At 76.1% G+C, this 25814-nt stretch carries 22 protein-coding genes and 1 pseudogene; 12 read left to right on the top strand and 11 right to left on the bottom strand.

Annotated features, from left to right (window positions below; translation table 11 throughout):
* Positions 1-454 precede the first annotated feature (454 nt).
* The 6 genes from ggt to EDD39_RS28235 all read left to right on the top strand — a co-directional run bounded on the left by ggt (position 455) and on the right by EDD39_RS28235 (position 7561).
* A complete protein-coding gene (ggt, locus tag EDD39_RS28260; RefSeq protein WP_123561491.1) occupies positions 455-2251 on the top strand; it encodes a gamma-glutamyltransferase in 1797 nt (598 codons plus the stop codon).
* A gap of 112 nt (positions 2252-2363) precedes the next feature.
* Positions 2364-3167: an exodeoxyribonuclease III gene (locus EDD39_RS28255; protein WP_123561489.1), complete on the top strand. Its 804-nt coding sequence runs from the start codon at positions 2364-2366 to the stop codon at positions 3165-3167.
* A 120-nt stretch (positions 3168-3287) separates the two neighbouring features.
* Positions 3288-3815 (top strand): PadR family transcriptional regulator, encoded by a 528-nt coding sequence (locus EDD39_RS28250; protein WP_123561487.1) that lies wholly within the window; start codon positions 3288-3290, stop codon positions 3813-3815.
* Positions 3812-4498 (top strand): ABC transporter ATP-binding protein, encoded by a 687-nt coding sequence (locus EDD39_RS28245; protein WP_123561485.1) that lies wholly within the window; start codon positions 3812-3814, stop codon positions 4496-4498. The genes EDD39_RS28250 and EDD39_RS28245 overlap by 4 nt, the downstream gene beginning before the upstream one ends.
* Positions 4495-6792 carry an ABC transporter permease gene (locus EDD39_RS28240; RefSeq protein ID WP_123561483.1) on the top strand — a complete coding sequence of 766 codons (2298 nt, stop codon included), beginning with the start codon at positions 4495-4497 and terminating at the stop codon, positions 6790-6792. The genes EDD39_RS28245 and EDD39_RS28240 overlap by 4 nt, the downstream gene beginning before the upstream one ends.
* 175 nt (positions 6793-6967) lie before the next feature.
* On the top strand, positions 6968-7561 hold the full coding sequence (locus EDD39_RS28235) for a hypothetical protein (protein ID WP_123561481.1): 594 nt from the start codon (positions 6968-6970) through the stop codon (positions 7559-7561).
* Between the two features lie 107 nt (positions 7562-7668).
* Here the strand turns inward: EDD39_RS28235 and EDD39_RS28230 are convergent, their stop codons facing one another.
* Together EDD39_RS28230 and EDD39_RS28225 are read right to left on the bottom strand one after the other, a co-directional pair.
* A complete protein-coding gene (locus tag EDD39_RS28230; RefSeq protein WP_123561480.1) occupies positions 7669-8325 on the bottom strand; it encodes a lysoplasmalogenase in 657 nt (218 codons plus the stop codon).
* Complete coding sequence (locus tag EDD39_RS28225) at positions 8322-9203, bottom strand: sterol desaturase family protein (RefSeq protein WP_123561478.1); 882 nt, start codon at positions 9201-9203, stop codon at positions 8322-8324. Before EDD39_RS28225 ends, EDD39_RS28230 begins: the two co-directional genes overlap by 4 nt.
* An 89-nt stretch (positions 9204-9292) precedes the next feature.
* Here EDD39_RS28225 and EDD39_RS28220 point away from each other — a divergent pair, with 89 nt between their 5' ends.
* The gene (locus tag EDD39_RS28220) at positions 9293-10735 is read left to right on the top strand and encodes a DUF2398 family protein (RefSeq protein ID WP_148089547.1); all 1443 of its coding nucleotides are present in this window, start codon (positions 9293-9295) and stop codon (positions 10733-10735) included.
* Positions 10736-10873: 138 nt separating this feature from the next.
* On the opposite strand, the gene EDD39_RS28215 is transcribed toward EDD39_RS28220, so the two are convergent.
* From EDD39_RS28215 to EDD39_RS28190, 6 genes are all read right to left on the bottom strand, one after another.
* Positions 10874-11089: a cold-shock protein gene (locus EDD39_RS28215; protein WP_123561474.1), complete on the bottom strand. Its 216-nt coding sequence runs from the start codon at positions 11087-11089 to the stop codon at positions 10874-10876.
* Positions 11090-11158: 69 nt separating this feature from the next.
* Positions 11159-11344, bottom strand: a complete 186-nt coding sequence (locus EDD39_RS28210; protein WP_123561473.1) for a hypothetical protein — start codon at positions 11342-11344, stop codon at positions 11159-11161.
* Between the two features lie 32 nt (positions 11345-11376).
* Positions 11377-12507 carry a bile acid:sodium symporter gene (locus EDD39_RS28205; protein ID WP_123561472.1) on the bottom strand — a complete coding sequence of 377 codons (1131 nt, stop codon included), beginning with the start codon at positions 12505-12507 and terminating at the stop codon, positions 11377-11379.
* A gap of 245 nt (positions 12508-12752) precedes the next feature.
* A complete protein-coding gene (locus tag EDD39_RS28200) occupies positions 12753-14396 on the bottom strand; it encodes a BCCT family transporter (protein WP_123561471.1) in 1644 nt (547 codons plus the stop codon).
* A gap of 68 nt (positions 14397-14464) precedes the next feature.
* Positions 14465-15016, bottom strand: a complete 552-nt coding sequence (locus EDD39_RS41475; RefSeq protein ID WP_279638466.1) for a TetR/AcrR family transcriptional regulator — start codon at positions 15014-15016, stop codon at positions 14465-14467.
* 173 nt (positions 15017-15189) lie between these two features.
* Complete coding sequence (locus EDD39_RS28190; RefSeq protein ID WP_030460361.1) at positions 15190-16113, bottom strand: acyl-CoA thioesterase; 924 nt, start codon at positions 16111-16113, stop codon at positions 15190-15192.
* A gap of 165 nt (positions 16114-16278) precedes the next feature.
* Between EDD39_RS28190 and EDD39_RS28185 the strand changes: the two genes are divergently transcribed.
* Positions 16279-17628: an SWIM zinc finger family protein gene (locus EDD39_RS28185; RefSeq protein WP_123561469.1), complete on the top strand. Its 1350-nt coding sequence runs from the start codon at positions 16279-16281 to the stop codon at positions 17626-17628.
* A complete protein-coding gene (locus EDD39_RS28180; protein WP_244257328.1) occupies positions 17625-20345 on the top strand; it encodes a DUF7824 domain-containing protein in 2721 nt (906 codons plus the stop codon). Before EDD39_RS28185 ends, EDD39_RS28180 begins: the two co-directional genes overlap by 4 nt.
* Positions 20346-20372: 27 nt before the next feature.
* Here EDD39_RS28180 and EDD39_RS28175 read toward each other — a convergent pair whose 3' ends face one another.
* The 3 genes and pseudogenes from EDD39_RS28175 to EDD39_RS28165 all read right to left on the bottom strand — a co-directional run bounded on the left by EDD39_RS28175 (position 20373) and on the right by EDD39_RS28165 (position 23059).
* Positions 20373-21638: an MBL fold metallo-hydrolase gene (locus EDD39_RS28175; protein ID WP_360294937.1), complete on the bottom strand. Its 1266-nt coding sequence runs from the start codon at positions 21636-21638 to the stop codon at positions 20373-20375.
* Between the two features lie 350 nt (positions 21639-21988).
* Positions 21989-22458, bottom strand: a pseudogene (locus EDD39_RS28170) (MaoC family dehydratase).
* 145 nt (positions 22459-22603) lie between these two features.
* On the bottom strand, positions 22604-23059 hold the full coding sequence (locus EDD39_RS28165) for a pyridoxamine 5'-phosphate oxidase family protein (protein WP_123563409.1): 456 nt from the start codon (positions 23057-23059) through the stop codon (positions 22604-22606).
* A gap of 198 nt (positions 23060-23257) precedes the next feature.
* Here EDD39_RS28165 and EDD39_RS28160 point away from each other — a divergent pair, with 198 nt between their 5' ends.
* From EDD39_RS28160 to EDD39_RS28150, 3 genes are all read left to right on the top strand, one after another.
* Complete coding sequence (locus EDD39_RS28160) at positions 23258-24094, top strand: hypothetical protein (protein ID WP_123561468.1); 837 nt, start codon at positions 23258-23260, stop codon at positions 24092-24094.
* Positions 24095-24235: 141 nt separating this feature from the next.
* On the top strand, positions 24236-24856 hold the full coding sequence (locus EDD39_RS28155; RefSeq protein ID WP_123561467.1) for a hypothetical protein: 621 nt from the start codon (positions 24236-24238) through the stop codon (positions 24854-24856).
* 29 nt (positions 24857-24885) lie between these two features.
* Positions 24886-25779 (top strand): hypothetical protein, encoded by an 894-nt coding sequence (locus tag EDD39_RS28150; RefSeq protein WP_148089546.1) that lies wholly within the window; start codon positions 24886-24888, stop codon positions 25777-25779.
* Positions 25780-25814: the final 35 nt, after the last annotated feature.

Below are 25814 nucleotides of genomic sequence, written 5' to 3'. Positions count from 1 at the left end.
GCTTTGCCGCTGTGCGGTGTTGTGCCCGCTGCGCGGTGCTGTGCCGCTGCGCGGTGCTGTGTGGGCTTCTTGCTCGCTCTCGCGCCGCCGGAGGCCGCCGCGTCGGCCCCTGTCCCCGGCCGCCTCCGCCGCAACAGCGGCTGCGGGGCCCGGGGCGCCCTGCCCGCTGCGCGGTGCTGTGTGGGCTTCCTGCTCGCTCTCGCGCCGCCGGAGGCCACCGCGTCGGCCCCTGTCCCCGGCCCGGTGGCCTCCGGCGGCGGCGGTTCGCCTGGTTGCCGCCCGGACTCCGTCGCTTCCACAGGTCCCTCCTTCTCTGTGCTCCGTTCGGCCGGGGTCGTGTTGACGTGGTGTCAACTCTTGGTGAAACGGCTCCGGTTGGCCGAACAGCGGGTTGTCGGGTGCGCGGCAGGTGTGGGAGAACGGGGGACCGATGCCGTCCCCCGGGAGGTCGCACATGGGAGTGCTCGCCCGTTTCGTCCCCGCCTTCGCGCTCGTCACCGCCGCCGGCCTGCTGGCGGGCACCGCGCCCGCGCAGGCCGGGCAGGCTCCGCCGGGCAAGCAGCCGGTGGCCACCGGTTGGGGCGGGGCGGTGGCCAGCGTGGACGCCGACGCGACCGCCGCCGGGCTGGAGGTGCTGCGGCGCGGCGGCAACGCGGTGGACGCCGCGGTGGCCACCGCCGCCGCGCTGGGCGTCACCGAGCCCTATTCGGCGGGCATCGGCGGCGGCGGGTACTTCGTCCACTACGACGCCCGCACCGGCCGGGTCGAGACCCTGGACGGGCGGGAGACCGCCTCGCGCGGCGCGGACAGTTCGCTGTTCCTGGAGGGCGGCAAGCCGCTGGCCTTCGACGACGCCGTCACCAGCGGCCTGTCCGTCGGGGTGCCCGGCACCGCCGCGACCTGGGAGCAGGCGCTGCGCCGCTGGGGCAGCCGCAGCCTGGCGGACGTGCTCAAGCCGGCCGAGCGGATCGCCGACCGCGGCTTCACCGTCGACCGGACCTTCCAGGACCAGACCGCCGCCAACCGGGCCCGGTTCCAGGACTTCCCGGCCACCCGCGCGCTGTTCCTGCCGGACGGCCAACTGCCCGCCGTCGGCTCGACCCTGCGCAACCCCGACCTGGCCGCCACCTACCGGGAGCTGGGCCGCCGCGGCACCGACGCGCTGTACCGGGGCCCGATCGGCGCCGACATCGTCCGGACCCTCCAGCACCCGCCGGTCGACCCGGCCTCCGGCCGCACCGCCCGCCCCGGGAAGGTCGACGCCGCCGACCTGGCCGCCTACCGGGTCCGCGCCCAGGACCCGACCCACGTGAACTACCGGGGCCTGGACGTGTACGGCATCGCGCCGTCCTCCTCCGGCGGGACCACCGTCGGCGAGGCGCTGAACGTCCTGGCCGCCAACGGCGCCGCCGGGCTCACCGATCCGGCCGCCTACGACCACCAGTACCTGGAGGCCAGCCGGATCGCCTTCGCCGACCGCAACCGCTGGGTCGGCGACCCGAGCGCCGTCCAGGTGCCGACCCGCGGACTGCTCGACCCCGCCTACGCGAAGGCCCGGGCCTGCCTGATCGACCCCGACCACGCGCTGACCAGCCCGCTCGCCCCCGGCGACCCGTACCACCCGGCGCCCTGCACCGCCGCGGGCCCGGCCGTCGCCGAGCCGTACGAGGGCCAGAGCACCACCCACCTGACCGTCGCCGACCGCTGGGGCAACGTGGTCGCCTACACGCTGACCATCGAGCAGACCGGCGGCAGCGGCATCACCGTCCCCGGCCGCGGCTTCCTGCTCAACAACGAGCTCACCGACTTCGACTTCGCGCCGCTCACCCCCGGCGTCCCCGACCCGAACCTGCCCGGCCCGGCGAAGCGGCCGCGCTCCTCGATCTCGCCGACGATCGTGCTCAAGGACGGCCGGCCCTACCTGGCGCTCGGCTCGCCCGGCGGCGCCACCATCATCACCACCGTGCTGCAGGTGCTGACCGGCCGGGTCGACCGCGGCCTGACGCTGGAACAGGCCATCGCCGCGCCCCGGGCCAGCCAGCGCAACACCGCCGCCACCCAGGCCGAACCCGCCTTCCTGGCCTCGCCCGAGGCGGCGAAGCTCCAGGCGCTCGGCCACGTGTTCACCGCCACCCCGGAGATCGGCGCGGCCACCGGCGTCGAGCGGCTCCCGGACGGCCGCTGGCTGGCCGCCGCCGAACCGGTCCGGCGCGGCGGCGGAGCGGCTGGGGTGGTCGTCCCCGCCCGCTGAGCTTGAGCCGCCGTCAGCTGCCGGGTGCTGTCGGCGCCGGACGGTATGTTCGGACGGGGTGCCCGGCCCGCGCCGGGGCCCCGTCCGTCCGCACCGCCGAGGGAAGGCCGCCGTGACCGTCCGCATCGCCACCTGGAACATCAACTCCGTCACCGCCCGGCTGCCCAAGCTGCTGGAGTGGCTGGAGTCCGCCCAGCCGGACGTGCTGTGCCTGCAGGAGCTCAAGTGCGCCGCCGACGCGTTCCCCGCCGAGGCGGTCGCCGAGCTCGGCTACGCCTCCGCCGCGCACGGCGACGGCCGGTGGAACGGCGTGGCGCTGCTGTCGCGGATCGGCCTGGAGGACGTGGTCCGCGACCTGCCCGGCCAGCCCGGCTACCTCGCGGAGGACGCGCTGCTGCCGGTGGTCGAGCCGCGCGCCGTCGCCGCGACCTGCGGCCCGGTGAGGGTCTGGTCGGTGTACGTGCCCAACGGCCGCGAGGTCGGCCACGCGCACTACCGCTACAAGCTGGAGTGGATGGCCGCGCTGCGCGACGCCGTCCGGCAGGACGCGGCGGGGGAGCGCCCGTTCGCGGTGCTCGGCGACTTCAACGTCGCCCCCACCGACGAGGACGTCTACGACCTCGCCGCCTTCGAGGGCCTCACCCACGTCACCGCCCCCGAGCGCGACACCCTCGCCGCCCTCCGGGAGGCCGGCCTGCAGGACGTCGTCCCGCGCGCCCTCAAGTACGACCGCCCCTACACCTTCTGGGACTACCGGGCGCTGGCCTTCCCGAAGAACCGCGGCATGCGGATCGACCTGACGTACGCCAACAAGCCCTTCGCGGACGCCGTCACCGACACCTACGTCGACCGCGAGGCCCGCAAGGGCAAGGGCACCTCGGACCACGCCCCGGTGGTGGTCGACCTCGACCTCTGAGGTTCCGTCAGGGGGCGGCCCCGCCCCGCCCCCTGGTGAAGCCCCAGGTCAGGGGCTTTTCTGCCCCGGTATTCTCCGAGTGTATAGACGTGGAGTGTACGCCCGGCGTACGCTCCGATCATGAGCGTTCCCCTCACCCTGCTCGGGCTCCTCGAACGCGAGCCCAGCCACGGCTACGACCTCAAGCGCGACTACGACGCCTTCTTCGGGCGCGGGAAGCCGCTGCCCTTCGGACAGGTCTACGCGACCCTCGGGCGCCTGGCCCGGGACGGGAAGGTGGTGGTCGGCGACCCCGAGGCCGGCGACGGGCCGGACCGCAAGCGGTACGTGATCACCGAGGCGGGGGCCACCGAGTTCGAGGACTGGCTGCGCGAGCCGGTCGCCGCCGAACCCCACCTGCAGACCGTGCTGTTCAGCAAGGTCGTGCTCGCCCTGATGCTCGGCCGCGACGCCGAGCACTACCTCGACACCCAGCGCGCCGCCCACCTGGGGCGGATGCGCCAACTCACCGAGATCAAGCGCTCCGGCAGCCTGGTGGACGCCCTGCTCGCCGACCACGGCCTGTTCCACCTGGAGTCCGACCTGCGCTGGATCGACCTGACCGCCGCCCGACTCGACGCCCTCGCCGCAGAGGTGAACTCCCGATGACCGCACCCCTGATCGAAGCCCGCGCCGTCACCCTCTCCTTCGGCGAGACCCCGGCCCTGCGCGGCGCCGACCTCGCCGTCGACCCCGGCGAGATCCTCGCCGTGATGGGCCCCTCCGGCTCCGGCAAGTCCACCCTGCTGCACTGCCTGGCCGGCATCCTCGCCCCCGACGGCGGCGAGATCCACTTCGACGGCCGCCGGATCGACCGCCTCGGCGAGCAGGAGCGCAGCGCGCTGCGCCGCGACAGCTTCGGCTTCGTCTTCCAGTTCGGCCAGCTGGTACCGGAGCTGACCGCCGAGGAGAACGTCGCCCTGCCGCTGCTGCTCGGCGGCGCCAAGCGCGCCGACGCCCTGGCCCGGGCCCGCGGCTGGTTCCCCCGGCTCGGCCTGGACGGGCTGGAGGGCCGCCGCTCCGGCGAGCTCTCCGGCGGCCAGGCCCAGCGCGTCGCGCTGGCCCGCGGCCTGGTCGCCGAGCCGCGCGTGCTGTTCGCCGACGAACCCACCGGCGCGCTCGACTCGCTCACCGGCGAACACGTGATGGACCTGCTGGTCGACTCCGCCCGCGCCCAGGGCACCACCGTCGTCCTGGTCACCCACGAGGCCCGGATCGCCGCCTACGCCGACCGCGAGGCCATCGTCCGCGACGGCCGCGCCACCTCGCTGAGCGGACGGGCCGCCGGATGATCCGCCTCGGCCTGCGCCTCGCCGTCAGCGGCGGCCGCGACGCGCTGCTGCGCCTGCTGGTCACCGCCGCCGCCGTCGCCATCGGCGTCGGACTGCTGCTCACCACCCTCGCGGCCGTCAACGCCGTGCACACCCAGAACGACCGCTACGCCTGGTTCAACACCGGCTTCACGGCCGGCGCCCAGGCCGCCCCCGGTTCCGCCGGTTCCGCCGCCGCCGATCGGGAGGCGGCGGCGGGGGCGGGCGCGGACGGGAAGGCCCCGATGTGGTGGCTGACCCGGCGCGACAGCTTCCAGGGCCGGCAGATCGGCCGGGTCGACGTCGCCCTCACCGGCGTCACCACCGCGCTCGCGCCCGGCGTGGACCGGATGCCCGCCGCCGGCGAGTACTACCTGTCGCCCGCGCTGGCGAAGATGGTCGACGCCACGCCCTCCGAGCAGCTCGCCGACCGCTTCGGCGGCCACCGGATCGGCATCCTCGGCAAGGACGCGCTGCCCGCCCCCGACAGCCTGGTCGCCCTGGTCGGCCGGACCCCGCAGGAGATGGCGGACCTGAAGGACGCCGCCCTGGTGGACCGGATCGCCGCCACCTCGCCCGACCGGTGCGACGACTGCGTGGTCGGCATCAAGTCCAACGGCACCGCGCTGATCCTCACCGTCGCCACCGGCGCGCTGGTCTTCCCGGTGCTGATCCTGATCGGCACCGCGACCCGGCTGACCGCCACCCAGCGCGAACGCCGCTTCGCCGCGATGCGGCTGGTCGGCGCGACGCCCCGGCAGGTCTCGGTGGTCTCCGCCGTCGAGGCCACCGCCGCGGCCGCCGTCGGCGTGCTGCTCGGCTTCCTGCCCTTCCTCGCGCTGCGCGGCCAGGTCGCCGGGATGTCGCTGACCGGCGACCGGTTCTTCACCTCCGACCTCACCCTGACGCCGCTGCAGGTCGCCGCCGTCGCCCTGGGCGTCCCGCTGGCGGCGGCCGCGGCCGCCCGGATCGCGCTGCGCCGGGTGCGGATCTCCCCGCTCGGGGTCAGCCGCCGGGTCACCCCGAAGCCGCCCCGCCCCTGGCGGGTGCTGCCGCTGCTGGCCGGACTGGTCGAACTGGCGGCCTTCCTGGTCTGGCACCCGTCCTCGGTCGAGGGCCAGACCCGCGGCTACCTCTCCGCGTTCGGCCTGATCATGCTGGGCCTGGTGCTCTCCGGCCCCTGGCTGACCGGGCAGGTGGCCGCGCTGCTGGCCCGGCGCACCCAGCGCCCGGCCACCCTGCTCGCGGTGCGCCGGCTCGCCGACAACCCGACCGCCGGGTTCCGCGCCGTCAGCGGCCTGGTGCTGGCCCTGCTGGTGATGACCGCGACGGTCGGGATCATCACCACGATGACCGCCGAACGCGGACGCCCCGAGGGCGGCCGGCAGTACGACAACGTGCTGGTCAACGACCTCGGCGGCGGCTACACCCCCGACGGGCACGTCGAGAGCTCCGGCCGGCCCGTGCCGCCCGAACTGCTCGCCGGCCTGCTCGCGGTCCCGGGCGTGCGCGGCGTCCTGCCGGTGCACCCGATCGGCAAGGTGGTGCCGGTCGACGCCGGCGGGGAGACCGAGGCCGCCCAGACGGTGGACTGCCGGCAGCTGGAGGCCGTCCGGGTCTTCGGCCGCTGCGAGCCCGGCGCGGCGACCGCCTACGTGCCGTACGTCTGGGCCGGCTTCCGCGACTACTCCGCCGTCGCGTGGCCCGCCGCCCCGTACACCGCCGAGCAGGTCGCGGCGCTCCCGGTGGTGAAGGTGGTGGTCGGCACCGACGGCTCGCAGGCCGCCGTCGAGCGGGCCCGGACGATGGTGGACGCCGCGTACCCGGCGACCCGGCAGTCGCTGACCCTTGAGGAGGGGATGAAACTGTCCGGCAGCGAGCTGAAGGGCTACCAGCAGCTGGCGAACGTGGTGATCCTGGCGACCTTCCCGATCGCGGGCTGCAGCCTGGCGGTCAGCGCCGCCGCCGCGCTCGGCGAGCGCAAGCGGCCGTTCAGCCTGCTGCGGCTGACCGGGGTGCCGCTGTCGATGCTGCGCCGGGTGGTGCTGATGGAGTCCGCCGTCCCGCTGCTGGCGGTCTCGGCGGTGGCGATCGGCGTCGGACTGCTGGCCGCCGACCTGTTCCTGCGCTCGCAGCTCACGTACACGCTGCACGCCCCCGGCGCGGCCTACTACCTGACGGTGGCCGCCGGGCTCACCGCCGCCCTGGCGGTCATCGGCGCGACCCTGCCGCTGCTGCGCCGGATCACCGGGCCGGAGACCGCCCGCAACGAGTAGCCGCCTGCGAGGTCGTTCGGGCCCGGAGCGCCTGCCGCGCCGACCGGCCCGGACGGCCTCGAACGGCCGTACGGGTTCGCCGGGCCGGGCGGCACTGCCTAGCGTGGGCGGCAACCAGGAGTAGCGGACCGGTCACCCGTCCGCTGCCCCCACCCCGACCCCCTGGAGGTACGGCATGCGCCCGACGCGCACCGCCGCCGCCGCACTGCTCGGCACCACCGTCCTGCTCGGCCTGGCCGGCACCGCCCCCGCGTCCGCGAAGGGCAGCGAACCCGCCTGGGTCTCTCCCGCGCAGGCCCAGCCCGGTCAGTCGGTCGCGGTCAGTGTCACGTGCGCGAGCAGCACGGAGAAGACCGTCACCGCGACCTCGCTGGCCTTCGCCGGCGGGTCCACCACGCTCCGTGTCGGCCCCGACGGCAAGTACTCGGGCAGCGCCACCGTCATCTCCGAGCAGGAGATGGCCGCGGCCGCCGCCAAGCGCACCACCACCGACTCGTCCTGGGGCATCGACGGCAAGTGCCCCAACGGCGACGGCTTCGTCGGCGCGGTCGCCATCGCGTCCGCCTCCACCGCCAGCAGCGGCGCGGCCGCCGGGGCCGGCGTCTGGGAGGGCGCCCGGCTCCCGCACGGCGGGGTGGAGACCGGCCTGGGCGGCTCGGTCGGCGTGGACGGCACCCGGCTGGCCGTCGGCGCCGGGCTGGTCGCCGCCGGCATCGGCGGGTTCTGGCTGCTGCGCCGCCGAGGCGCGGCCTCCGGCCGGGCCTCCTGAGCCGGTCCCCGGTACGCGCCCGCCGTACCCGGCCGGCCGCGCGTCCCCCGCGGCCGGCGGCAGCGGGAAGGGCGGCACCCGTCACGGGTGCCGCCCTTCCCGCGCGTTCAGGCGGCGACGCGGCGCAGCGTCCCGACGGTCAGCAGGTACTGGCCGACGATGTACGTCAGCATGATCAGGAAGCTGTGCGCGGGCAGGTGCCGCCAGCCCGCCAGGTCGGTGGCGATCAGGGTGTCGGAGAGCAGGAACAGCGCCCCGCCCAGCCCGGCCCACCGGTTGATCCGCGCGGCGGTCGCCGCGGTGGCGGTCAGCAGCAGGCTGTAGAGCGCGACCGGGATCCGCATCCCGGCGTCCAGGTCCGGCCAGAGCCGGAAGACCAGCACCGCCCAGAGCGCCGCGTAGCAGCCCGCCACCAGCGAGGTCCGGCGGCGGTCGGCGGAGGTGCTCAGCTTGACGAACATCGTCACGTAGCAGGCGTGGCCGGCCGCGAACGAGCCCATCCCGGCCAGGAACGCCACCGTCCCGCCGACCTCCAGCAGGATGTCGCCGCCCGCGCCGAACAGCAGCGCCGGCACCAGCAGCCGCGGTGTGCCGGGCCGCGCGGCGGCCCACACCCAGGCCGCCAGCAGCGGCATCAGCAGCGGCTTGGTGGCGTACTGCAGGGGCGGCAGGTGGACGGCGATCGCCAGCAGGTGCGCCACCGAGACGGCGGCGAAGGCGGTCAGCAGGGCCCGCGCGGTGCGCGGGGTGCGGGCGGGGGTCATGCGGCGGCACTCTCCGGTCCGGCGGCGGGGGCGGTGGGCTCGGTACGCGGCGCGGGCTGCCAGCCCGGGCCCTTGGCCAGGTGGCGCAGCCGGTCGCCCCAGGACGTCGCGGCGCGCACGTCCCGGGCGATCGAGGCGTACTCGTGGGTGGCGACCCGCAGCGGGTTGAAGGTGCCGATGTTCTTGGTCAGGCCGTACACCGGGCGCTCGGCCTCCGCCGCGAAGGAGCCGAACAGCCGGTCGAAGACGATCAGGATGCCGCCGAAGTTGCGGTCCAGGTAGCCGCCCTGCGAGGCGTGGTGCACCCGGTGGTGCGAGGGGGTGTTGAAGACGTACTCGACCGGGCGGGGGAGCCTGCCGATCCGCTCGGTGTGGATCCAGAACTGGTACACCAGGTTGGCCGAGGAGCAGAACGCCAGCGCCGCCGGGTGCACGCCCGCCAGCACCATCGGCACGAAGAACACCCAGCTGGTGGCCGAGGTCCAGGGCTGGCGCAGCGCGGTCGACAGGTTGTAGTGCCGGCTGGAGTGGTGCACCACGTGGCAGGCCCACAGCACCCGGATCACGTGGTGGCCGCGGTGCGACCAGTAGTAGAAGAAGTCCTGGGCGAGCAGCATCAGCGGCACCGTCCACCACAGCACCGGCACCCGCAGCGGCGTCAACTCGTAGAGGAACGAGTAGATCGCCACGATCGGGATCTTCCAGCCCGCGTCGAACAGCAGCGAGCCCAGGCCCATGGTCAGGCTCGTCGCGGTGTCCTTCACGGCGTAGCCCTGCTCGTCCTCGTCCGGATGGAACCGGTACGAGACGAGCTCCAGGACGGTGAGCAGCACGAAGGCCGGTATCGACCAGAGCACGACATCGGGCAGGTGTGGCATGCCCGGAACCCTAGGGGACGGCGGCGACCAGCGGAAGAGGTTGTTACCGGCGCGTAGCGGCCGGTCCGGCGTCTAGGCTTGGCACCGACATGGAGCGGCACGAAGCAGCCGCCGGCGCCGCCGCGGCGGCCGGCGGGACGGGGACGCGGCGCACGGGCGGGGCAGGACGGCTCGCCACCCAGGCACGCCCAGGCACACCCCAGGACGGCCGCCCGCAGACCCGGCCCGGCCCCCGGCCGGACGGGCCGTCAGCAGCCGAACCGGCCGCCGTCGCCCAGGAGTTGGCCGCCCGGTTCGCCGCCGCCGAACCCGCCGCGGCCGACCTGCTGGCCACCCGGGTGTTCGGCGCCTACGGGGCCCGGCACCTCGGCGGCGCACCCCAGCAGGCCGAACCCGCCCCCGGCACCAGCTGGTGGCACGGCCCCACCGTCCACCACAGCACCTCCCCGCTGTTCCGCCCCCTCGGCTACCGCCGGATACGCCGCGAAGCACCCGCCCAGGCCGGCACCCGCCCCACCGGCGGCGGCCGGCACCGCAAACCCGAACGCCCCGCCGCCACCGGCGACCCCGCCGCCACCACCGAACTGCGCACCGCCGCCCGGCTGCTGATGGCCCACCCGCTGGTCACCGCCGACGGGCCGCACGGCGCCGCACTCGCACTGATCCGGCGTCACGCCGAACCGCTCGCCGAGCACTTCCACACCCTGCTCGGCTACCGGCTCACCCTCGGCCCCGCCCACGCCCGCCTGCACAAGGCCCCGCTGCCCGGCCGCCCGCTGGCCGGCCTCGACCCCGCCGGGTACGCCGCCCTCGCCCGCGCCCTGGCCGGCGGCCCCGCTCCCGCACCCGTCCGCGCCCTGCTCGACGAGTGGCGGCTGCCCGCCGAACTCGCCGCCGACCTGCTCACCGCACCCCCGCTGCCCGCCGCCGGACCGCAGGTCACCGTCCGCCGGCTGCTCGCCGAGACCCCCGTCGTCCGCTACGACGACCTCGCCCCCGCCGAACGCGCCCACCTGCTGGCCGCCGCCCCCGCCGAGACGGAACGATTCGCCGACTTCCTCGGCCTCACCGCCGAGATCCGGGCCGAGGGCGTCGCCCTGTTCGATCCCGCCGACGAACTCACCGACCTCGCCCTCCCCGGCCCCGGCACCCTCGCCCAGGCCGCCCTGCTGCTCGCCGAACGCCTGGTCGAGGACCTCCGCCCGGCCGCCGCCGAGAACGCCCCGCCCGCCGTCCTGGTCCCCGACGCGCTGATCGACGGCACCCTCGGCGACATCACCGACGACTACGGGATGAGCGCCGGCTGGGACGCGGGCTACCTCGCCGACCTCGCCGCCTTCCGGCGCGACGCGCTCGACCTGCTCCACCGCATGGGCCTGGCCGCCCCGGCCGGCCGCACCTGGCTGCTGCTCGCCCCCGCCGCCCGCTACGCCCCCCGCGCCGAACCCGAACCCCCGACCGGCACCGGGCGCCACTCCCGCCCCGCAACCGTTCCGGCGGCGGGGCGAGGGAGGGACCGGCAGGCGGTGTGAGGGGAAGAGGGCGGGGGAGGGGGAACGAGTGTGGGGCTGCCACTCCCGCCCGGCAACCGTTCCGGCGGCGGGGCGGGGGAGGGACCGGCAGGCGGTGTGAGGGGCGCCGGTGCGCCGGTCGGGGTGTCGGGGTGCGGGTCAGGGGGTGAGGGGGTGGACGTGTTCGGCCACGGGGCGGAATTCTTCGAGCTTCTCGTCGTAGCGGACGCGCTGGCCCTGATGGAGGTAGCGGTGGGCGTCGGTGTCGGCGAGGACCGAGTCGTAGTAGACGGCGACGTCCGGGCCGCCGGTGTCGGGGGTGATGTAGCCGTAGCCGTGGTCGGGGTTGAACCACTTGACGGTGCCGGTCTCCATGGCGGGACTCCCTTCGGGCCGGTCAGCCCCAGTATCGGACGGCCGTCCGGGGTCCACCACCCGTTCGGCTCAGCGCCCGGCCGGGGCCGCCTGCGTGGTCGGGTCCTGGTGCCGGACGGTCTCCACGGTGGCGCCGACGCCGAGCGAGCCCAGGGCGACGGAGGCCGCGACGGCGGCGCAGGCGAGCAGGCGGCGGTGGCGGCGGGGCAGCGGGAAGCGCGGATCCAGGGCCGACGGGACGGTACGGGCGTTCATGGTGCCGAGCCTGGCAGAGGGGTGTTACGCGGTCACGAAACGCGGGTGAAGTCTGGAAGGGCTCTCGGCGTCGGAACCGCCGCTCCCGCATCCGCGCAGGTCGAACGGCCGATCGGGAAGGCGCGCAGCAGCCCGGGCAGCAGGGCGGCCAGCACCTGCTGGGCCGCCCCGTAGAAGAAGATCGGCAGCAGGACGGCCGGATGCCCGCCGAACTGGGCGCCGGCCAGCCCGGCCGCCGCGCTGGTGTTGTTCAGGCCGGAGGCGAGGGTGAGCGTGGTGCGGGCCGCCGGGGCGGTGCGGGAGCGGTGGACGGCCAGCCAGGCGGCCAGGAACGGTCCGGCGCAGACCAGCACCCCGCAGGCCGCCGCGGCCGCGACCAGCCGGGGCTCGGGGCGCAGGGCGATCTGCCGGGCCACCCCGGCCGCGTTCAGGTAGGTCAGGGCGAGCGCGTTGAGCAGCCCGGCCAGCCGCAGCCGGGGCAGCAGGGCGGCCCGCAGCCGGCCGCGCAGCGCCCGGCGGGTGGCGCGGCGGGCCAGCAGCCCGGCCACGCACGGCAGGACGACCCACAGCACCATGAAGCGGCAGGTGGCGTCCGAGCGGGCCAGGGCGTCCAGGACGCGGCCGGGGCCGTCGCCCTCCGGGCCCTCGGCGAGGGCGAGTTCGAGCGGGGTGGTGAGCGGGCTGAGCAGGGTGGTGCCGAGCACCAGGCCCAGGCCCAGCGGGGCGTCGCCGCCGGCCCGGGCCCCCCAGGTCTGGGCGGCCCCCGCGACCGGCATGGCGGCCGTCAGCGCCAGCCCGACCACCAGCCAGCGGGCCTCCCGGCCGTCCGGCCAGCAGCCCGCGGCGGCCCGTTCGGCGCCGAGCAGCACCAGGGTGCGCAGCAGCAGTGCCACGCCCAGCCCAGCCAGCAGCAGGCCGGGCCGCAGCAGGGCCCGGCCGACGTCCGCCGCCCGGGTCTCGAACCCGCCGATGAACATCGCCGCGACCAGCATCAGCATCGGCACCGTCACGCCGGGCGGCAGCCCGGTCCGGCAGTGCCGGACCGCCCCCGCGGTGCCGGGCAGCAGTCCGCCCAGCAGGCAGGCGGCGAGGGTGGCGGCGGCCAGGCGGCGGCGCAGCGCGCGGTCGAGGCGGACGCAGAGCGGGCGCGGGGAGCGGGGCATCGGGTGGTGCTTCGGCTTTCGGGACGGAGGGGAGAAGGGACCTCCGGAGGGTCGGCGGCGGGCGCGGGCGGATGACGGCCGTCCGCGCCCGGCGCTCGGTCCGGGTCCGACGCGGACCAGGGTGCCACCGCCGACGGGCGGTGGCGGCCATTACGAACTCTTGGTAAAGGTCCGGGAGTTGGCGTCGCGGCCAGGCGCCGCACGGGGCGCCGGGGCGCGGCGGGGGCGGCGGCCCGGGGGCGGGTTCACTCCTGCGGGCGAGACCGCTCGGGGTATTCCTCGCCGACGCTCGCGCCGACCGCGTCGCGCAGGCCGTGCACCGGACGGAACCGCGGGGCGCCCGCCGCCGGGTCGGTGCGCAGCTCGCGCACCAGGGCCAGGCAGAGCCCCAGCATGACCAGCACGAACGGCAGCGCCACCAGGATGGTGGCGTTCTGCAGCGCCGTCAGCCCGCCCGCCAGCAGCAGCGCGGCGGCCACGCCCGCCATCAGCACGCCCCACACCACCACCAGCCAGGTGCGCGGGTGCAGCGCGCCGCCGGAGGACAGCGAACCCAGCACCAGGGAGGCCGAGTCGGCGGAGGTGATGAAGTACAGCATCACCAGCAGCACCGCCACCACGCTGGTCACCGCGCCCAGCGGCAGCGCCTTCAGCATCTCGAACAGCCCGGCGTCCGCGCCGCGCGGGATGGTGGCGACCAGGTCGGCCGCGCCGGTGGACTGCAGCCGGATCGCCGAGCTGCCCATCACCACGAACCACACCGCGGTCGCCCCGCTGGGCACCAGCAGCACGCCGACCAGGAACTGGCGGACCGTCCGGCCCCGGGAGATCCGGGCGATGAAGGTCCCGACGAACGGCGCCCAGGACAGCCACCACGCCCAGTAGAAGATCGTCCAGGAGCCCAGCCAGTCCTCGTCGGTGAACGCCCCGGTCTGGGTGGCCAGCACCGCCAGGTCGGACAGGTAGCCGCCGACCGTCGAGGGCAGCGCGTCCAGCACGAAGACCGTCGGGCCGACCAGGAACACGAACAGCATCAGCACGCAGGCCAGCACCACGCTGGTGGTCGACAGCCACTTCACGCCCCGGTGCACGCCCGACATCGCCGACAGCACGAACGCGCTGCCCAGCGCCGCGATCACCACCAGTTCGACGCCCTCGGTGGCCCGGACGTCGGTGACGTAGCCCAGGCCGCCCGCCACCTGGATCGCGCCCAGGCCCAGGCTGGTCGCCGAGCCGAACACGGTGGCGAACACCGAGAGCAGGTCGATCAGCCGGCCCTTCCAGCCGTTCGCCCCGCGCTCGCCGATCAGCGGCACGAACGCCGCCGACATCCGGTTGCCCCGGCCCTTGCGGAAGGTGGTGTACGCCAGCGCCAGGCCGCCCACCGCGTAGATCGCCCACGGGTGCAGCGTCCAGTGGAACAGCGAGAACTCCAGCGCCCGCTGCGCCGCCGCCGGGGTCTGCGCCTCGATGCCGGAGCCCGGCTGCGGCTGCGCGTACAACTGCAGCGGCTCGCCGACGCCGTAGAACAGCAGGCCGATGCCCATGCCCGCGGAGAACATCATCGCCACCCAGGCCAGCGTGGAGAACTCCGGCTCCTCGCCGTCCCGGCCCAGCGGGATCCGGCCGAACCGGCTGACCGCCAGCACCACCGCGAGCAGCAGGAACACGTCCGCGGCGACCACGAACAACCAGCCGAAGTTGTGCAGCACCCAGGCCAGCGCGCGGTCCGAGGTCCGGCCCAGCGAGTCCTCCGCGAACACCCCCCAGGCCACCACCGCCAGCACGGCGGCCGCGCCGACCCCGAACACCACCCGGTCCAGCGGGAAGGCGTCGGCGTCCGGCGCGGTGGGCTGACGGTCCGTCGGGGGCTCAGCAGAGGTGGACATACCAGGCACTATGTCCACAGCGCGGCCCGCGGGCCGGTGCGGCACGCCGGGGCGCCGCGGACGGCGGCTCAGGCCGGCAGCGGCGGCGACTCGTACGGCGTCAGCACCAGCCGGACCATCTCCTCCAGCCGGGTGCGGGCGTCGTCCAGGGTGGTCCGCCCGGTCACCCAGGCCGTCAACTCGCCCTGCCAGGCGTGCCCCACCATGTGCCGCACCAGCTCCCCGGAGGCCGGCGGGACCTCCGGGATCACCGCCCCCAGCGCCGCCCGGTCCGCCCGGGCCAGGCCCTGCAACGCCTCACTGGCGAACGGGTCCGTCGACGTCGCCACCGCCACCCGCAACCGGGCCAGCTCCGGCTGCCGCTGGTACGCCCGCATCCCCCGCCGCACGAACCGCACCGCCCGCTCGGTCGGCGAGGCACTGCGCCCCGCCCCCACCTCGCCGACCAGGTCGGCGAGCAGCAGCCGGTGCCAGTCCGCTATCGCGGCGGCGAGCAGGTGGTCCTTCGACGAGAAGTACCGGTAGGCGGTCCCGAGGGCCACGCCCGAACGCTCCGACACCTGTTTCATCTGGAGCCGCTCCACGCCGATCTCGGTCACCAGGGCCAGGGCGGCGGACAGGAGGGAGCCGCGGCGTTCGAGCTGACGGGGGACATCGCCTCCACCGGACGAGGTGACAGGTCAACCTTGGTCACCCGAACCATGATACGGGGCGGCCCCCCGCGGCGGTATGACGCAACAGGTCACCGGTGGATGACGACAGGTGCGTACCGGCGGACGGCGGTGGCGGGGGCTCAGCGCGCGGGGCGCGGGCGCAGTTCGCGCAGCAGGGTCTCCTGGACGGCGGAGGCCACCAGCACCCCGTCCCGGTCGTAGAACTCACCCATCGCCAGGCCCCGGCCGTCCGACGCCGACGGGCTGCGCTGCGCGAACAGCAGCCACTCGTCGGCGCGGAACGGGCGGTGGAACCACATCGCGTGGTCCAGCGAGGCCAGCGCCACCCGGGGCTCCTCGACCCGGTGCACCCGGTGCGGCTGCAGGTGCAGCGCCGTGGTCGAGGCCAGCGTCAGGTCGGACAGGTACGTCAACGCGCAGACCTGCAGCAGCGGATCGTCCCCCGGCAGCGGGCTGCCGGTCCGCAGCCAGACGAACTGCTGCGGGACGCCCGGCAGTTCCGGCGGCAGGCCGGGCGCCCCGGCCGGGACGAAGCGCATCCGCAGAGCCCGGAAGACCGTCGCGCCCGCGTACTCCTCCGGGGCGTCCCGCTGCCAGGCCAGGTACGGGTCCGGCAGTTCCTCCGGGCCCGGCACCGGCGGCATGGTGCGCTGCCGGTCGCCCGCCGCCTCCGGGCGCTTGAACGACGCCGACATGGTGAAGATCACCTCGCCGCGCTGGACCGCCGTCACCCGCCGGGTCGCGTACGAGCCGCCGTCCCGGGCCCGGTCCACCTGGTAGACGATCGGGCGGCGCGGGTCGCCCGGCCGCAGGAAGTAGCCGTGCAGGCTGTGCACCCGGCGGGCCGGCTCCACCGTGCGGCCGGCCGCGGTGAGCGCCTGCGCCGCGACCTGGCCGCCGAACGCGCGCAGCGGCGCGCCCGCGTGGCAGTGGCCCCGGAACAGGTTCTCCTCCAGCTGCTCGATGCCGAGCAGTTCGGCGAAGGAGTGCAGTTCCGCAGCGGGATCGGGCGTCGGGGCGGCGGGAGCGGTCACCCGGATCATGCTAGAACACGTTGCAGTGCCCGGAGCCTGTGGTGCCGGTCACGTGCCGGTCGCGGGCGGGTGCGCGGCAGGGTGCGGGGGCGGGTGCGGGTGCAGGTCGTGGGCAGGTGCGCGGGCGGGTGCGGGGCGCCGGCCGTGTCGGCGGCGGCGGTTAGCGTTCCGACCATGACCACGGCCGTTCACGCCCTGCGCTACCTGCAGCCCTCCGCGCTCCGCCCCCGCCGGCTGGACCTCGCCACCAGCGGCGGCACCACCCCGCACGGCGAGGCCGACCACCCCCGGTTCTTCGACGGCGCGCTGCGCCACCCCGACGCCGCCGCGGCCGCCCTGCTCGCCGTCGCCGACGTGGCCGCCGCCCGCTACCACCGCCCCGTCGGCGCCGCCTCGCTCGACCCCGTGGTCACCGCCGACGGCGACCGGCTGCGCTTCGAGTCCTTCTCCGGCTGCGGCGGCGTGCACGCCCGGCTCGACGTCCTGCCCGAAGGGCTCGACGGCGCCGCCACCGGCCACGGCACCACCAACGTCGACGTGAACGCCCCGCTGCGCGAGGCGCTCCGGCTCCGCACCCCCGGCCAGCGCCTCCGACTCGCCGTCGGCACCGGGGAGCTCGCCGTCGCCGTCGGCCCCGACACCCTGGTCGAACGCAAGGTCCCGCTGCCCGACCGCTGGCTCAAGGGCTTCGCCGAGACCCAGGTGCTCACCGCCCGCTTCGACCTGCGCGCCCAGCTCCCCGCCGCCGAAGCCGTCCGCTTCCTGCGCACCCTGCCCACCGTCGGCCGCGGCGCCGTCCGCTGGGTCGTCCCGGCCGGGTCCGGCCTGCGCCCCACCTCCCGCCCCGGCCCCGGCGCGGTCTGCCTGCCCGGCCCCGAACGCCTCACCGCCCTGCGCCCGCTGCTGCGCCACGCCACCGCCCTGCGCGTCTACGCCCCGCCCGGCACCCCCGCCGCACCCACCGCCTCCGCCTGGGAACTCGCCCTCCCCGGCGGCCGGATCACCCTCACCCTGTCGCCCGACAGCTCCCGCGGCTTCTCCGGCGAGGGCGGCCTGCTCGACGTCCTCGCCCAGGACGCCCCCACCGGGCACGTCGACACCCTGGCCGCGCTGCTCGCCTGGGAACCCCGGATCGACCCCGCCGACCTCGCCGAGGACTCCGGCCTGACCCCCGGACAGGTCCGCACCGCCCTCGCCCACCTCGCCACCACCGGCCAACTCGGCTACGACCTCGCCGACGCCGCCCACTTCCACCGCCGACTGCCCTACCAGGACGGCCGGGCCGAGGACCGCAACCCCCGGCTGCGCACCGCCCGCGCCCTGCTCGCCGCCGACGCCGTCGGCCCGGTGTCCGGCGACGTGCGGGTGGTCACCGTCGGCGACCACGCCCACCACGTCCGGGTCGGCGCCGACGGCACCGCCCTCGGCTGCACCTGCCGCTGGTGGGCCCGCCACCGCGGCGGCCGCGGACCGTGCAGCCACGTGCTCGCGGTGCGGATCACCGCGGGGGAGGAGCAGCGGTGAGCGTCGAGTCCGCCGAGCCCGCGCTGCCCGCCGAGCTCGCAGCGCCCGCCGGGTCCGCAATGCCCGCCGACTTCGCGGAGGAGCTGGCGGCGGCGGTCCGGGAGGCGCGGTTCGCCGACGTCGCCGACCTGGTCACGGCGCTGCCGGACGCCCGGCGCCGGGCCGCGCTGCCCCGGCTCAGGCGGCTGCGCCGCGAACTGCGCGACAGCAGCCACTCCCGCGGCGGCGCCACCACCGCGCTGCTGGTCGCCGGAGCGGTCTGCCACACCGCTCCCTCCGGCGCCGCCGACTGGATCGGCGGCCGCGAGTTCGACGTCCGGTACTGGGCCCAGCCCCCGCTGGTCGCCCTGCTGGACGACCGGCCCGCCCCCTGGCAGCGCGAGGTCGCCCTCCGGCTGGCCCGCCGCCCCGCCGACCGCACCGGCTGGGGCAGCACCGTCCCCTACGAGATCGCCGAGCACCTGCTGCGCCGCAGCGACACCCCGCCGCCCGCCGAACCCGACTTCGTCGCCGGGTGGATGCGCGACCGCGGCCGCCCCGAACCCCGCCCGTGGCTGCGGCTGCTCCCGCCCGGCCCCGACCTGTACGCCCGGCTGAGCGCCGACGCCTTCGCGCCCGTCCTCGCCCCGCTGGTCTTCGACGCCGACACCGCCGCGCACCTGTCCGGCCCCTGGAGCGCCGGGGGCCCCGCCCAGCGCTGGCCCGCCGTACTGGCCCGGCTCGCCGCCGAGGGCACCGTCGACCGCACCGCCCTGCTCGGCCGCGGCTTCGCCCGGCTGGTGCGCGGCGGCGCCCCCGGCGAACTGCGCACCTACCTGGAGGCGCTGCGCGCGCTGGCCCCCGGCCCCGACGAGCTCGCCGACAACCGGCGGGCCCTGCTGGCCCTGCTGGACGGCCCCTCGACCGTCGCCGGGTACGCCCAGGAGGCGCTGGCCGCCCTGGACGGCGCGGGCCGGCTGGCGGCCGAGGAGGTCGCGGAGGCGTCCGGGGTGCTGCTGGCCCGCCCCGAGAAGAAGCTGGTGCGGGCCCAACTGGGCTGGCTGGAGCGGGTCGCCGCGGACGGCCGGGCGGAGCTCGCGCTGCGGGCCGCCGCCGACTGCCTCGGACACCCGGACCGGCAGCTGCAGGGACAGGCGCTGAAACTGCTGAAGCGTCACGTCGCTTCCGCAGAAGGCGAGTTGCTGACCGAGCTGCGGGCGGCGGCACTGCTGCTCGACCCCGCGCACGCCCGGACGGCCGCCGAACTGCTGGGCGTCGACGTGCCGCCGCTCGCCGCCGCGCAGGACGCCGACCGGCTGCCCGAACCGCCCCGGCGGGTCCCGGTGCCCGCGCCGCTCGCCACCCCCGCCGAGGTCGCCGAGGAACTGGCCGCCGCGCTGGCCGCCCCCGAGGAGAGCGTGTCCTTCGAACGCGTCCTGGACGGCCTGGCCCGCCAGGTCTGGGCCGACCGGGACGCGCTGGCCGCCGCGCTCGCCCCCGTCCTGCCCGCGGACGAGTGGCGCACCCTCGGCGGGCTGGCCGGCGCCGCCACCGGCGCCGTCCCCCGGTCGCGCGTCCTGCGGGCCCTGCAGTCCCGGGCGGACCGGCTGTTCAGGGGCTGGGGGTTCCGCGGCCCGGTCGGCGAGTTCCTGGCCGCCCGCCTGCACGAGACCGCCTGGCGGCTCGCCGCCGACCCCGTCCCGTTCCTGCTCTCCACCCCGACCTGGCGCAACGGCGCCCTGGACGCCCGGGAACTGGCGGCCCGGCTGGCCCGCTACGAGCAACTCGGCGTCCGGCCCGGGCCGGTGGACTTCGCACTGGCCCTGCTGCGCACGGCCGGCGACGGCACCGAGGACACCCGGGCGCTCACCTCGCCCGCCGGACGGCAGCTGGCGGCCTGGCTGCGCGGCGGCGGACTGCCCCGGCGCGACTGCGTCCCGGTGCCGGCCGGTACCTGGACCACCGGCGTCCGGTGCGCCGAGTTCCGCCGCTACGCGGAGCAGCCCGAACCGGCCGGACCCGCGCTGGAACTCCTCACGCTGCCCGCCCTGGACGTCCCCGGCGTCGAACCGGCGGCCGGCCCGCCCGCGGCCGTCCGGGCGCTGCTCGGCCCGTCCCGGGACTTCCAGCTCGGCCCCGCCGTGACGGACTCCCTGCCCGACTCCCGCTGGACCGCGCTGCTCCCGCACCACCGCGAGGAACTGGCGCTGCGGATCACCGGCCAGCTCGCCGAGTCCGCCGCCGACACCCCCGAACGCGGCCACCCCCAGCTGCTGCCGCTGCTCGCCGAAGCCGAGGGCCCCTGCGGCTTCGCCGTCCACCAGGCCCTCGCCTACGGCCTCGGCGCCGGCCACGCCGAGGACCGCTCCGCCACCGTCGACGCGCTGCTCTCGCTGGCCGCCCAGCGGCAGCTCGACCCGGCGGCACTGGCCGCGGAGGTGCACGAACTGCTCGTCCTCGGTGCGGTCAAACCCAACCGGCTGGCCGCGACGCTCGCCGAACTCGCCGACCCCGCACCCCGCCTGACCTGGAGCGTGCTGGCCCCGCTGCTCCCCGCCCTGCTCGACGGCGGCCCCCCGCGCGGGGCCGCCGACCTGGTCGCCGTCGCCGTCGACTGCGCCCGCCGCAGCGGCGCCCGCGGCCCGATCGACGCGGTGACCCGCACCGCCGCCCGCAAGGGCGGCACCAAGCTGCTCGCGGAGGCCCGCAACCTGGCGGCGCTGCTCGGGCCGGCGTGATCCGGTGCGGCGGGGCGTCCGGGTGGTTCAGTGCAGCGGGGCGTCCGGCAGCGGGAGGGCGGCCGGGCTGTCCGGGACGGGGGAGTCCGCGGCGGGCGGCAGCAGCAGGTCCGCGCCGGAGGGGGCGGTGGCCACCGCGCGCCACCACGGGCCGGCGGTCGGCGGGTCGGCGGGCTCGAAGGGGCGGCCGGGGCGGGGCACGGCCAGGGTGACGCCGGCGTCCCGGGCGGCCGCGACGGCGCGCTCGGCGGGCTCCTCCCACGGGTGCGGGGCGAGGTCGAAGGTCCCCCAGTGGATCGGGAGCAGCACGTCGCCGCGCAGGTCCCGGTGGGCCTGCACGGCCTCCTCGGGGGTCAGGTGGACCTCCGGCCAGTGCTCGGAGTACGCGCCGACCTGCATCATCGTCGCGTCGAACGGGCCGAAGCGGCGGCCGATCTCGGCGAACCCCGGGAAGTAGCCGCTGTCGCCGCTGTGGAAGAGCCGGTGCCGCCTGCCCTCCACCACCCAGGACGACCAGAGGAACCGGCCGCTCGGCCGGGGCCCGCGCGAGCAGTAGTGCCGGGCGGGGGTGGCGGTCAGCCGCAGGCCGTCCAGCTCGGTGGACTCCCACCAGTCGAGGTCGACGATCCGGCGCGGCGAGACGCCCCAGTGCTCGAGGTGCGCGCCGACGCCCAGCGGGACCGCGAAGACCGCGTCGCCCGCGGCCAGCGTCCGCACCGTCGGCATGTCCAGGTGGTCGTAGTGGTCGTGCGAGATCACCACCACGTCCACCGGCCCGAGTTCGGCCAGCGGCAGCGGCACCGGGTGCAGGCGCTTGGGGCCGATCCAGTCGAACGGGGAGCAGCGCTCGCTCCACACCGGGTCGAACAGCACCCGGACCCCGTCCAGTTCGGCCAGCACGGTGGCGTGGCCCAGCCAGGTCAGCCGCAGGCCGGACGCGGCCGGGACGGCCAGCTCCATCGGCAGCAGGCGGTGCACCGGGACGGCCGCGGCCGGCCTGCGGCGGCTCGGGTCGACCACGAGCTTGGTGCGCATCAGGGCCAGCGGGGTGTGCGCGTAGGCGAGCCGGCGGGTGGCGACCGGGTTGCGGAAGGAGCCGTCCACGAAGTGCGGCGAGTTGCGCACCCGGTGCAGGCGCCAGCCCGACGGGTCGGCGCCGAACGCGTCGGTGCGCATCCGCTGCCAGGTCTCCCGGGGGAGCGTCCGGTACGAGCGCTTCGCGTCGCGCAGCGCGAGCCCGGCCTCGGCGGCCAGTTCACCGGCGCGGAACAGCCAGGAGACGGGGCGGGACACGGTACCTCCACGGTCGAACACCCGGACGGCGGCGCACCGGGACGGCGGGACGCAGCGCGCCCCGCGGCATCGACGGCGGGCCGGAGGACGGCGCCCGGACCGCCGGGGACCCCGGCGCGGGCGGCGCACCTCGGACCGGGACATTACCGGCCGAAAGGTGACGAATACCGCAAATCAACGGCGGCGCGCCGGGCGGTGGTCGGTCGCTGGTCGGGCGGTGCGCCGGGCGGCGGCGGCCGGTCCGTGCGGATCAACGAGAACGGACCGCCCCGGGGGTCGGGGCGGTCCGTGGAGAGGACGTGCAGAGGGGGTGGGGCGGGACGGGGGAGGCGGGGGAAGGCGGGGGAGGGTCAGCCGGCCGGGTAGAACCGGGTGATGGCCTCCGCGACGCAGTGCGGCTTGGCGCTCGCCTCGCTGGTGATGGTGAACCGGACCGCCGCCTGCACGCCGCCCGGCACCTCCTCCGCCGACACCAGCACCGCGGTCGCCCGGACCGCCGTGCCCACCGGCAGCGGGGCCGGGAAACGGACCTTGTCCGAACCGTAGTTGAGGGCCATGGCGATCCCCTCCACGCCGTAGCACTCCTTGGCCAGCACCGGCAGCAGCGAGAGCGTCAGGTAGCCGTGCACGATCGTCCGCCGAACGGCGTCTGCCTGGCCCGCTCCGGGTCGACGTGGATCCACTGGTGGTCGCCGGTCGCCTCGGCGAACAGGTTCACCCGGTCCTGGTCCACGGTGTGCCACTCGCTGGTGCCGAGTTCGGTGCCGACCGCGGCGGTCAGGTCGGTGAGCGAGGCGAAGGTCGTCACGGTGCGCTCCACAGGTGCGTCGGGGCAGGGATCGGCCCGGGCGGGGCCGAGACGCAGCGTATTCCTACTCGCCGGTCACCTGGCAGCGGGGGCGGGCGGTGCGGGGCGGCAGCCGGGCTGGGTGGTGGCGGTCCGGGTGGCGGTGGCGGGGCGGGGCTCAGGCGCAGTGGGGGCGCGGCGCCGGGCAGGTGTCCTGGTCGGCGGCGTCCGGGCGGACCCGGCGGCCGGAGACCAGCTCCGGGCTGATCGCCACGTACTCCGGGCCCGGCTCCGGGATCCACGGGAGCAGGCCGCCGGAGTGCAGGGCGGCGCGCTCGCCCGCGTCCCGCACCACCTCGGCGCGGCCGTGCACCAGCACGCTCCAGCCGCAGCGGCCGGCCCGGTCGAAGTCGTCCACCTGGAACGCCGCCACCGTGCCGTCCAGCGCCCGCGCCACCCGGGTGCCGGTGCGCAGCGCCAGCACCAGCCGCCCGTCCGCCGCCACCCGGAACGCCACCGGGAGCACCGCCGGGAGCGCGTGCTCGGTGTACACCACCCGCCCCAGCGGCACGGTGCCGAGCAGCCGCAGGCACTCGGCCTCGCTGAGGTCCTCCACCCGGTCGTCACGGTCCATGCCCCCGATGGTGCCCCCGCCGACGCGGCCCCGAACAGGGTCCATGGTCCCTGAGCTGGGGCTCATCGGACCGATTCCGCCCCGCACCGACACCCCGCGGCGATACCTTGGCCTCCGGCGGCGCCCCGCGCCCGAACACCGGCCCGAACGGGACGGCACGACAGGCCGGGGACGGAACAGGCGGAGGGGGCGGTACGGGTGAGCAGTGGCATCGAACTGGTGGTGATCGGCGCCGACGGCGGCCCCGAACGCGGCCACGGCGGCTCCGCCCGCGCCGCCGACGGCGCCCGCACCCTCGCCGACGCCCTCCCCGGCCGCACCTTCGACGCCGGCACCCGCGGCAGCACCGTCACCCGCCCCCCGGCCGACGCCGACGCCAACACCCTGCTCACCGCCCTCCGGCAGGCCGCCCAGCGCCCCGCCCGCTGGCTGGTGGTCTGCCTGGTCGGCCAGCTCGTCGCCGACCCGCGCGGCCGCCGGGTCGCCCTGGTCACCGCCGGCTCCACCCCCGACAACGCCTACCGGCGCGGCCTCGCCTGGGACTGGGTCACCAGCGCCATGGTCCACGGCGAACAGGAGGAGACCCTGCTGATCGCCGACGTGGCCGCCGACCGCGACACCTGGACCGCCCTGCGGCACGAGGACGGCGCCGGCGAACTCCTCACCCACTCGCGCGTCCCGCTGTGGGGCCGGATCGGCCGCTGGAACCCGGGCCGGCGCGGCCGCGACGGCGTCCTGCCCGGCGCCGAGGGCTCGTTCAGCTGGGCCCTCGGCCGGGTCCTCGAACACGGCGTGCCCGGCGCGCCCGCCGCCGTCGGCCCGCTCGACCTCCAGCCCGCCGTGGAAGGCCAGTTGGGGTGGGGAGAACCGGCCAACGCGGGCGAAGCCCGACTCCTGGTGCCCCGTGACGGGGGAAGACTCCTGATGCGCAATCGCGCCGCCGTGAGAGGTGCGCTCGCCGGATTGCCGTTTTCCGATGAACTTTTGGCTGTTCTGTGGCGGGAAAACGCCCCAACCGATCCGCCTTCCGCGTAAGGTCAGGAGGCCCCGGGTGTTGCCGTGCCGGGGAGGGGTGGCGAAGAATCGACCTCCGAGCGACCTCAGAACGAACCGGGGACGGCAGACGACATCCGCGGTCCGGATCCACCACAGGTCCGGCCGCAACAAGGTGGGGCTATGCGGCAGCGCTCAATTCTGGTGCGCCCTGGGGCGGTTGGGATCAGCGGGCTGCTCCTGCCATTCCTGCTGACGGCCTGTTCGGCCACCGGCACGGGATCCGCCGACCGACTCGGAACACCCTCGGGCACCCTTCCCCGGGCCACCGCGACGGCCCCCGCGGCCGCCTCCCCGTCCGGCAGCCCCGCCCCGCTGGAAGGCCCCGAAGGGGTCGAGGGGCACAACGCGGTGACGACCTATCAGTCCTGGTGGGACGTCCAGGTGCAGGTCCTCGGCCGATCGGATTCGGACGGAGTCGCGCTGCGCCAGTACGCGACCGGGTCGGCGTTCACCGACACCGCGATCTCGCTCACCCAACTGCACGACAACAAGCTCGTCATGGTCGGGCAGCCGCGCACCTCGCCCGTTCTCAAAAGCCTGGACCTGCAGGCGAATCCGCCCACCGCGACGATCGACGACTGCCTCGACGTGTCCGACTGGCACCAGGCGGACGCCGTCACCAAGGAGATCAAGGATCCGAAACAGCGGCTGTCGCGTTATCCGGCGACCGCCCTGATGAAGAAATACGGAAACCGCTGGCTGATCGCCGACTTCACCCGTGAGGTGACCAAGACATGCTGAACTCCGCCTGGCGCGCCGCTATTTGTGCAATGACCGGAGTCGGATTGACGCTCGCGGCCGTTCCGTCGGCGAGCGCCGACGACCCCGTCGTCACCCCCTGCGCCGACCGCACCATCTGCACCAGCGACCACGGGTCGAGCACCGCGCCGGGCACCGGCGGCGGCGGCACGTCCGGCGGTGGCGGGGGCGGCGGCTCCACCTGCACCTGGCAGGGGCACGAGGTGCCCTGCTGGATCGACGACCGCGGGGCGTTCTCGGCCGGCTGCTACTACATCAAGTCGCAGCCGCAGCCGCTGGGCACCGAGGCCGTCTGGGGCACCCACACCGCCAAGGACGGCGCGATCTACGACAAGTCGTGCATCCTGGACGACGGCTTCGTCCCGAGCGGCCAGGTCTTCCTGGCCCAGCCGGTGGCCGCCCCGCCGCCCAAGACACCGCGCCAACTCGCCTGGGAGGCCCTGCAGACGATCACGGTCGGCGACCCCGTGCTGCGCGCGGCCCCCGGCACCGACGCCGTGGTCGGCTCGCCGGTGTGGTTCTGGCTCGACCCGGCCAAGGACGTCACCGGACCGCTCAGCAGCTCCCCGCTGCAGGGCGACGGGTTCAGCGTCGTCACCACGATCACCCTCAAGCAGGTGATCTGGACGGTGGACAGCGGGCCAGGCGAACCGCCCCGGACCTTCATCTGCCAGGACACCGGGACGGTGTTCAGCACGGGCGGGACACCGACCTGCAGCCACCTGTTCACCCGCAGTTCGGCCGGGATGAAGGACAAGGCGTACACCCTCAACGTGCAGCTCGAATGGAACGTGACCGCCCGGAAGGACGGCACCACCGCGGTCGACACCACCAACATGGGCTGGACGACCACGGGCACCAGGACGCTGCAGGTGCCGGTCAACGAGGTCCAGGTGCTGAACTGACCTGCCCAGGGGGCCGGGAGGCCCGGAGTTCGACG

The sequence above is a fragment of the Kitasatospora cineracea genome (genome assembly GCF_003751605.1).
GTDB classification, from domain to species: domain Bacteria; phylum Actinomycetota; class Actinomycetes; order Streptomycetales; family Streptomycetaceae; genus Kitasatospora; species Kitasatospora cineracea.
The sequence above is the reverse complement of the archived record's forward strand: the minus strand, read 5'-3'. Positions and strand labels throughout refer to the sequence as shown.

Bases quoted from the DNA above. Each gene is read 5' to 3' on its own strand.
- ggt (WP_123561491.1), top strand. From the start codon at position 455: ATGGGAGTGCTCGCCCGTTTCGTCCCCGCCTTCGCGCTCGTCACCGCC.
- EDD39_RS28250 (WP_123561487.1), top strand. From the start codon at position 3,288: ATGAGCGTTCCCCTCACCCTGCTCGGGCTCCTCGAACGCGAGCCCAGC.
- EDD39_RS28245 (WP_123561485.1), top strand. From the start codon at position 3,812: ATGACCGCACCCCTGATCGAAGCCCGCGCCGTCACCCTCTCCTTCGGC.
- EDD39_RS28240 (WP_123561483.1), top strand. From the start codon at position 4,495: ATGATCCGCCTCGGCCTGCGCCTCGCCGTCAGCGGCGGCCGCGACGCG.
- EDD39_RS28235 (WP_123561481.1), top strand. From the start codon at position 6,968: ATGCGCCCGACGCGCACCGCCGCCGCCGCACTGCTCGGCACCACCGTC.
- EDD39_RS28230 (WP_123561480.1), bottom strand. From the start codon at position 8,325: ATGACCCCCGCCCGCACCCCGCGCACCGCGCGGGCCCTGCTGACCGCC.
- EDD39_RS28225 (WP_123561478.1), bottom strand. From the start codon at position 9,203: ATGCCACACCTGCCCGATGTCGTGCTCTGGTCGATACCGGCCTTCGTG.
- EDD39_RS28220 (WP_148089547.1), top strand. From the start codon at position 9,293: ATGGAGCGGCACGAAGCAGCCGCCGGCGCCGCCGCGGCGGCCGGCGGG.
- EDD39_RS28215 (WP_123561474.1), bottom strand. From the start codon at position 11,089: ATGGAGACCGGCACCGTCAAGTGGTTCAACCCCGACCACGGCTACGGC.
- EDD39_RS28210 (WP_123561473.1), bottom strand. From the start codon at position 11,344: ATGAACGCCCGTACCGTCCCGTCGGCCCTGGATCCGCGCTTCCCGCTG.
- EDD39_RS28205 (WP_123561472.1), bottom strand. From the start codon at position 12,507: ATGCCCCGCTCCCCGCGCCCGCTCTGCGTCCGCCTCGACCGCGCGCTG.
- EDD39_RS28200 (WP_123561471.1), bottom strand. From the start codon at position 14,396: ATGTCCACCTCTGCTGAGCCCCCGACGGACCGTCAGCCCACCGCGCCG.
- EDD39_RS28190 (WP_030460361.1), bottom strand. From the start codon at position 16,113: ATGATCCGGGTGACCGCTCCCGCCGCCCCGACGCCCGATCCCGCTGCG.
- EDD39_RS28185 (WP_123561469.1), top strand. From the start codon at position 16,279: ATGACCACGGCCGTTCACGCCCTGCGCTACCTGCAGCCCTCCGCGCTC.
- EDD39_RS28165 (WP_123563409.1), bottom strand. From the start codon at position 23,059: ATGGACCGTGACGACCGGGTGGAGGACCTCAGCGAGGCCGAGTGCCTG.
- EDD39_RS28155 (WP_123561467.1), top strand. From the start codon at position 24,236: ATGCGGCAGCGCTCAATTCTGGTGCGCCCTGGGGCGGTTGGGATCAGC.
- EDD39_RS28150 (WP_148089546.1), top strand. From the start codon at position 24,886: ATGACCGGAGTCGGATTGACGCTCGCGGCCGTTCCGTCGGCGAGCGCC.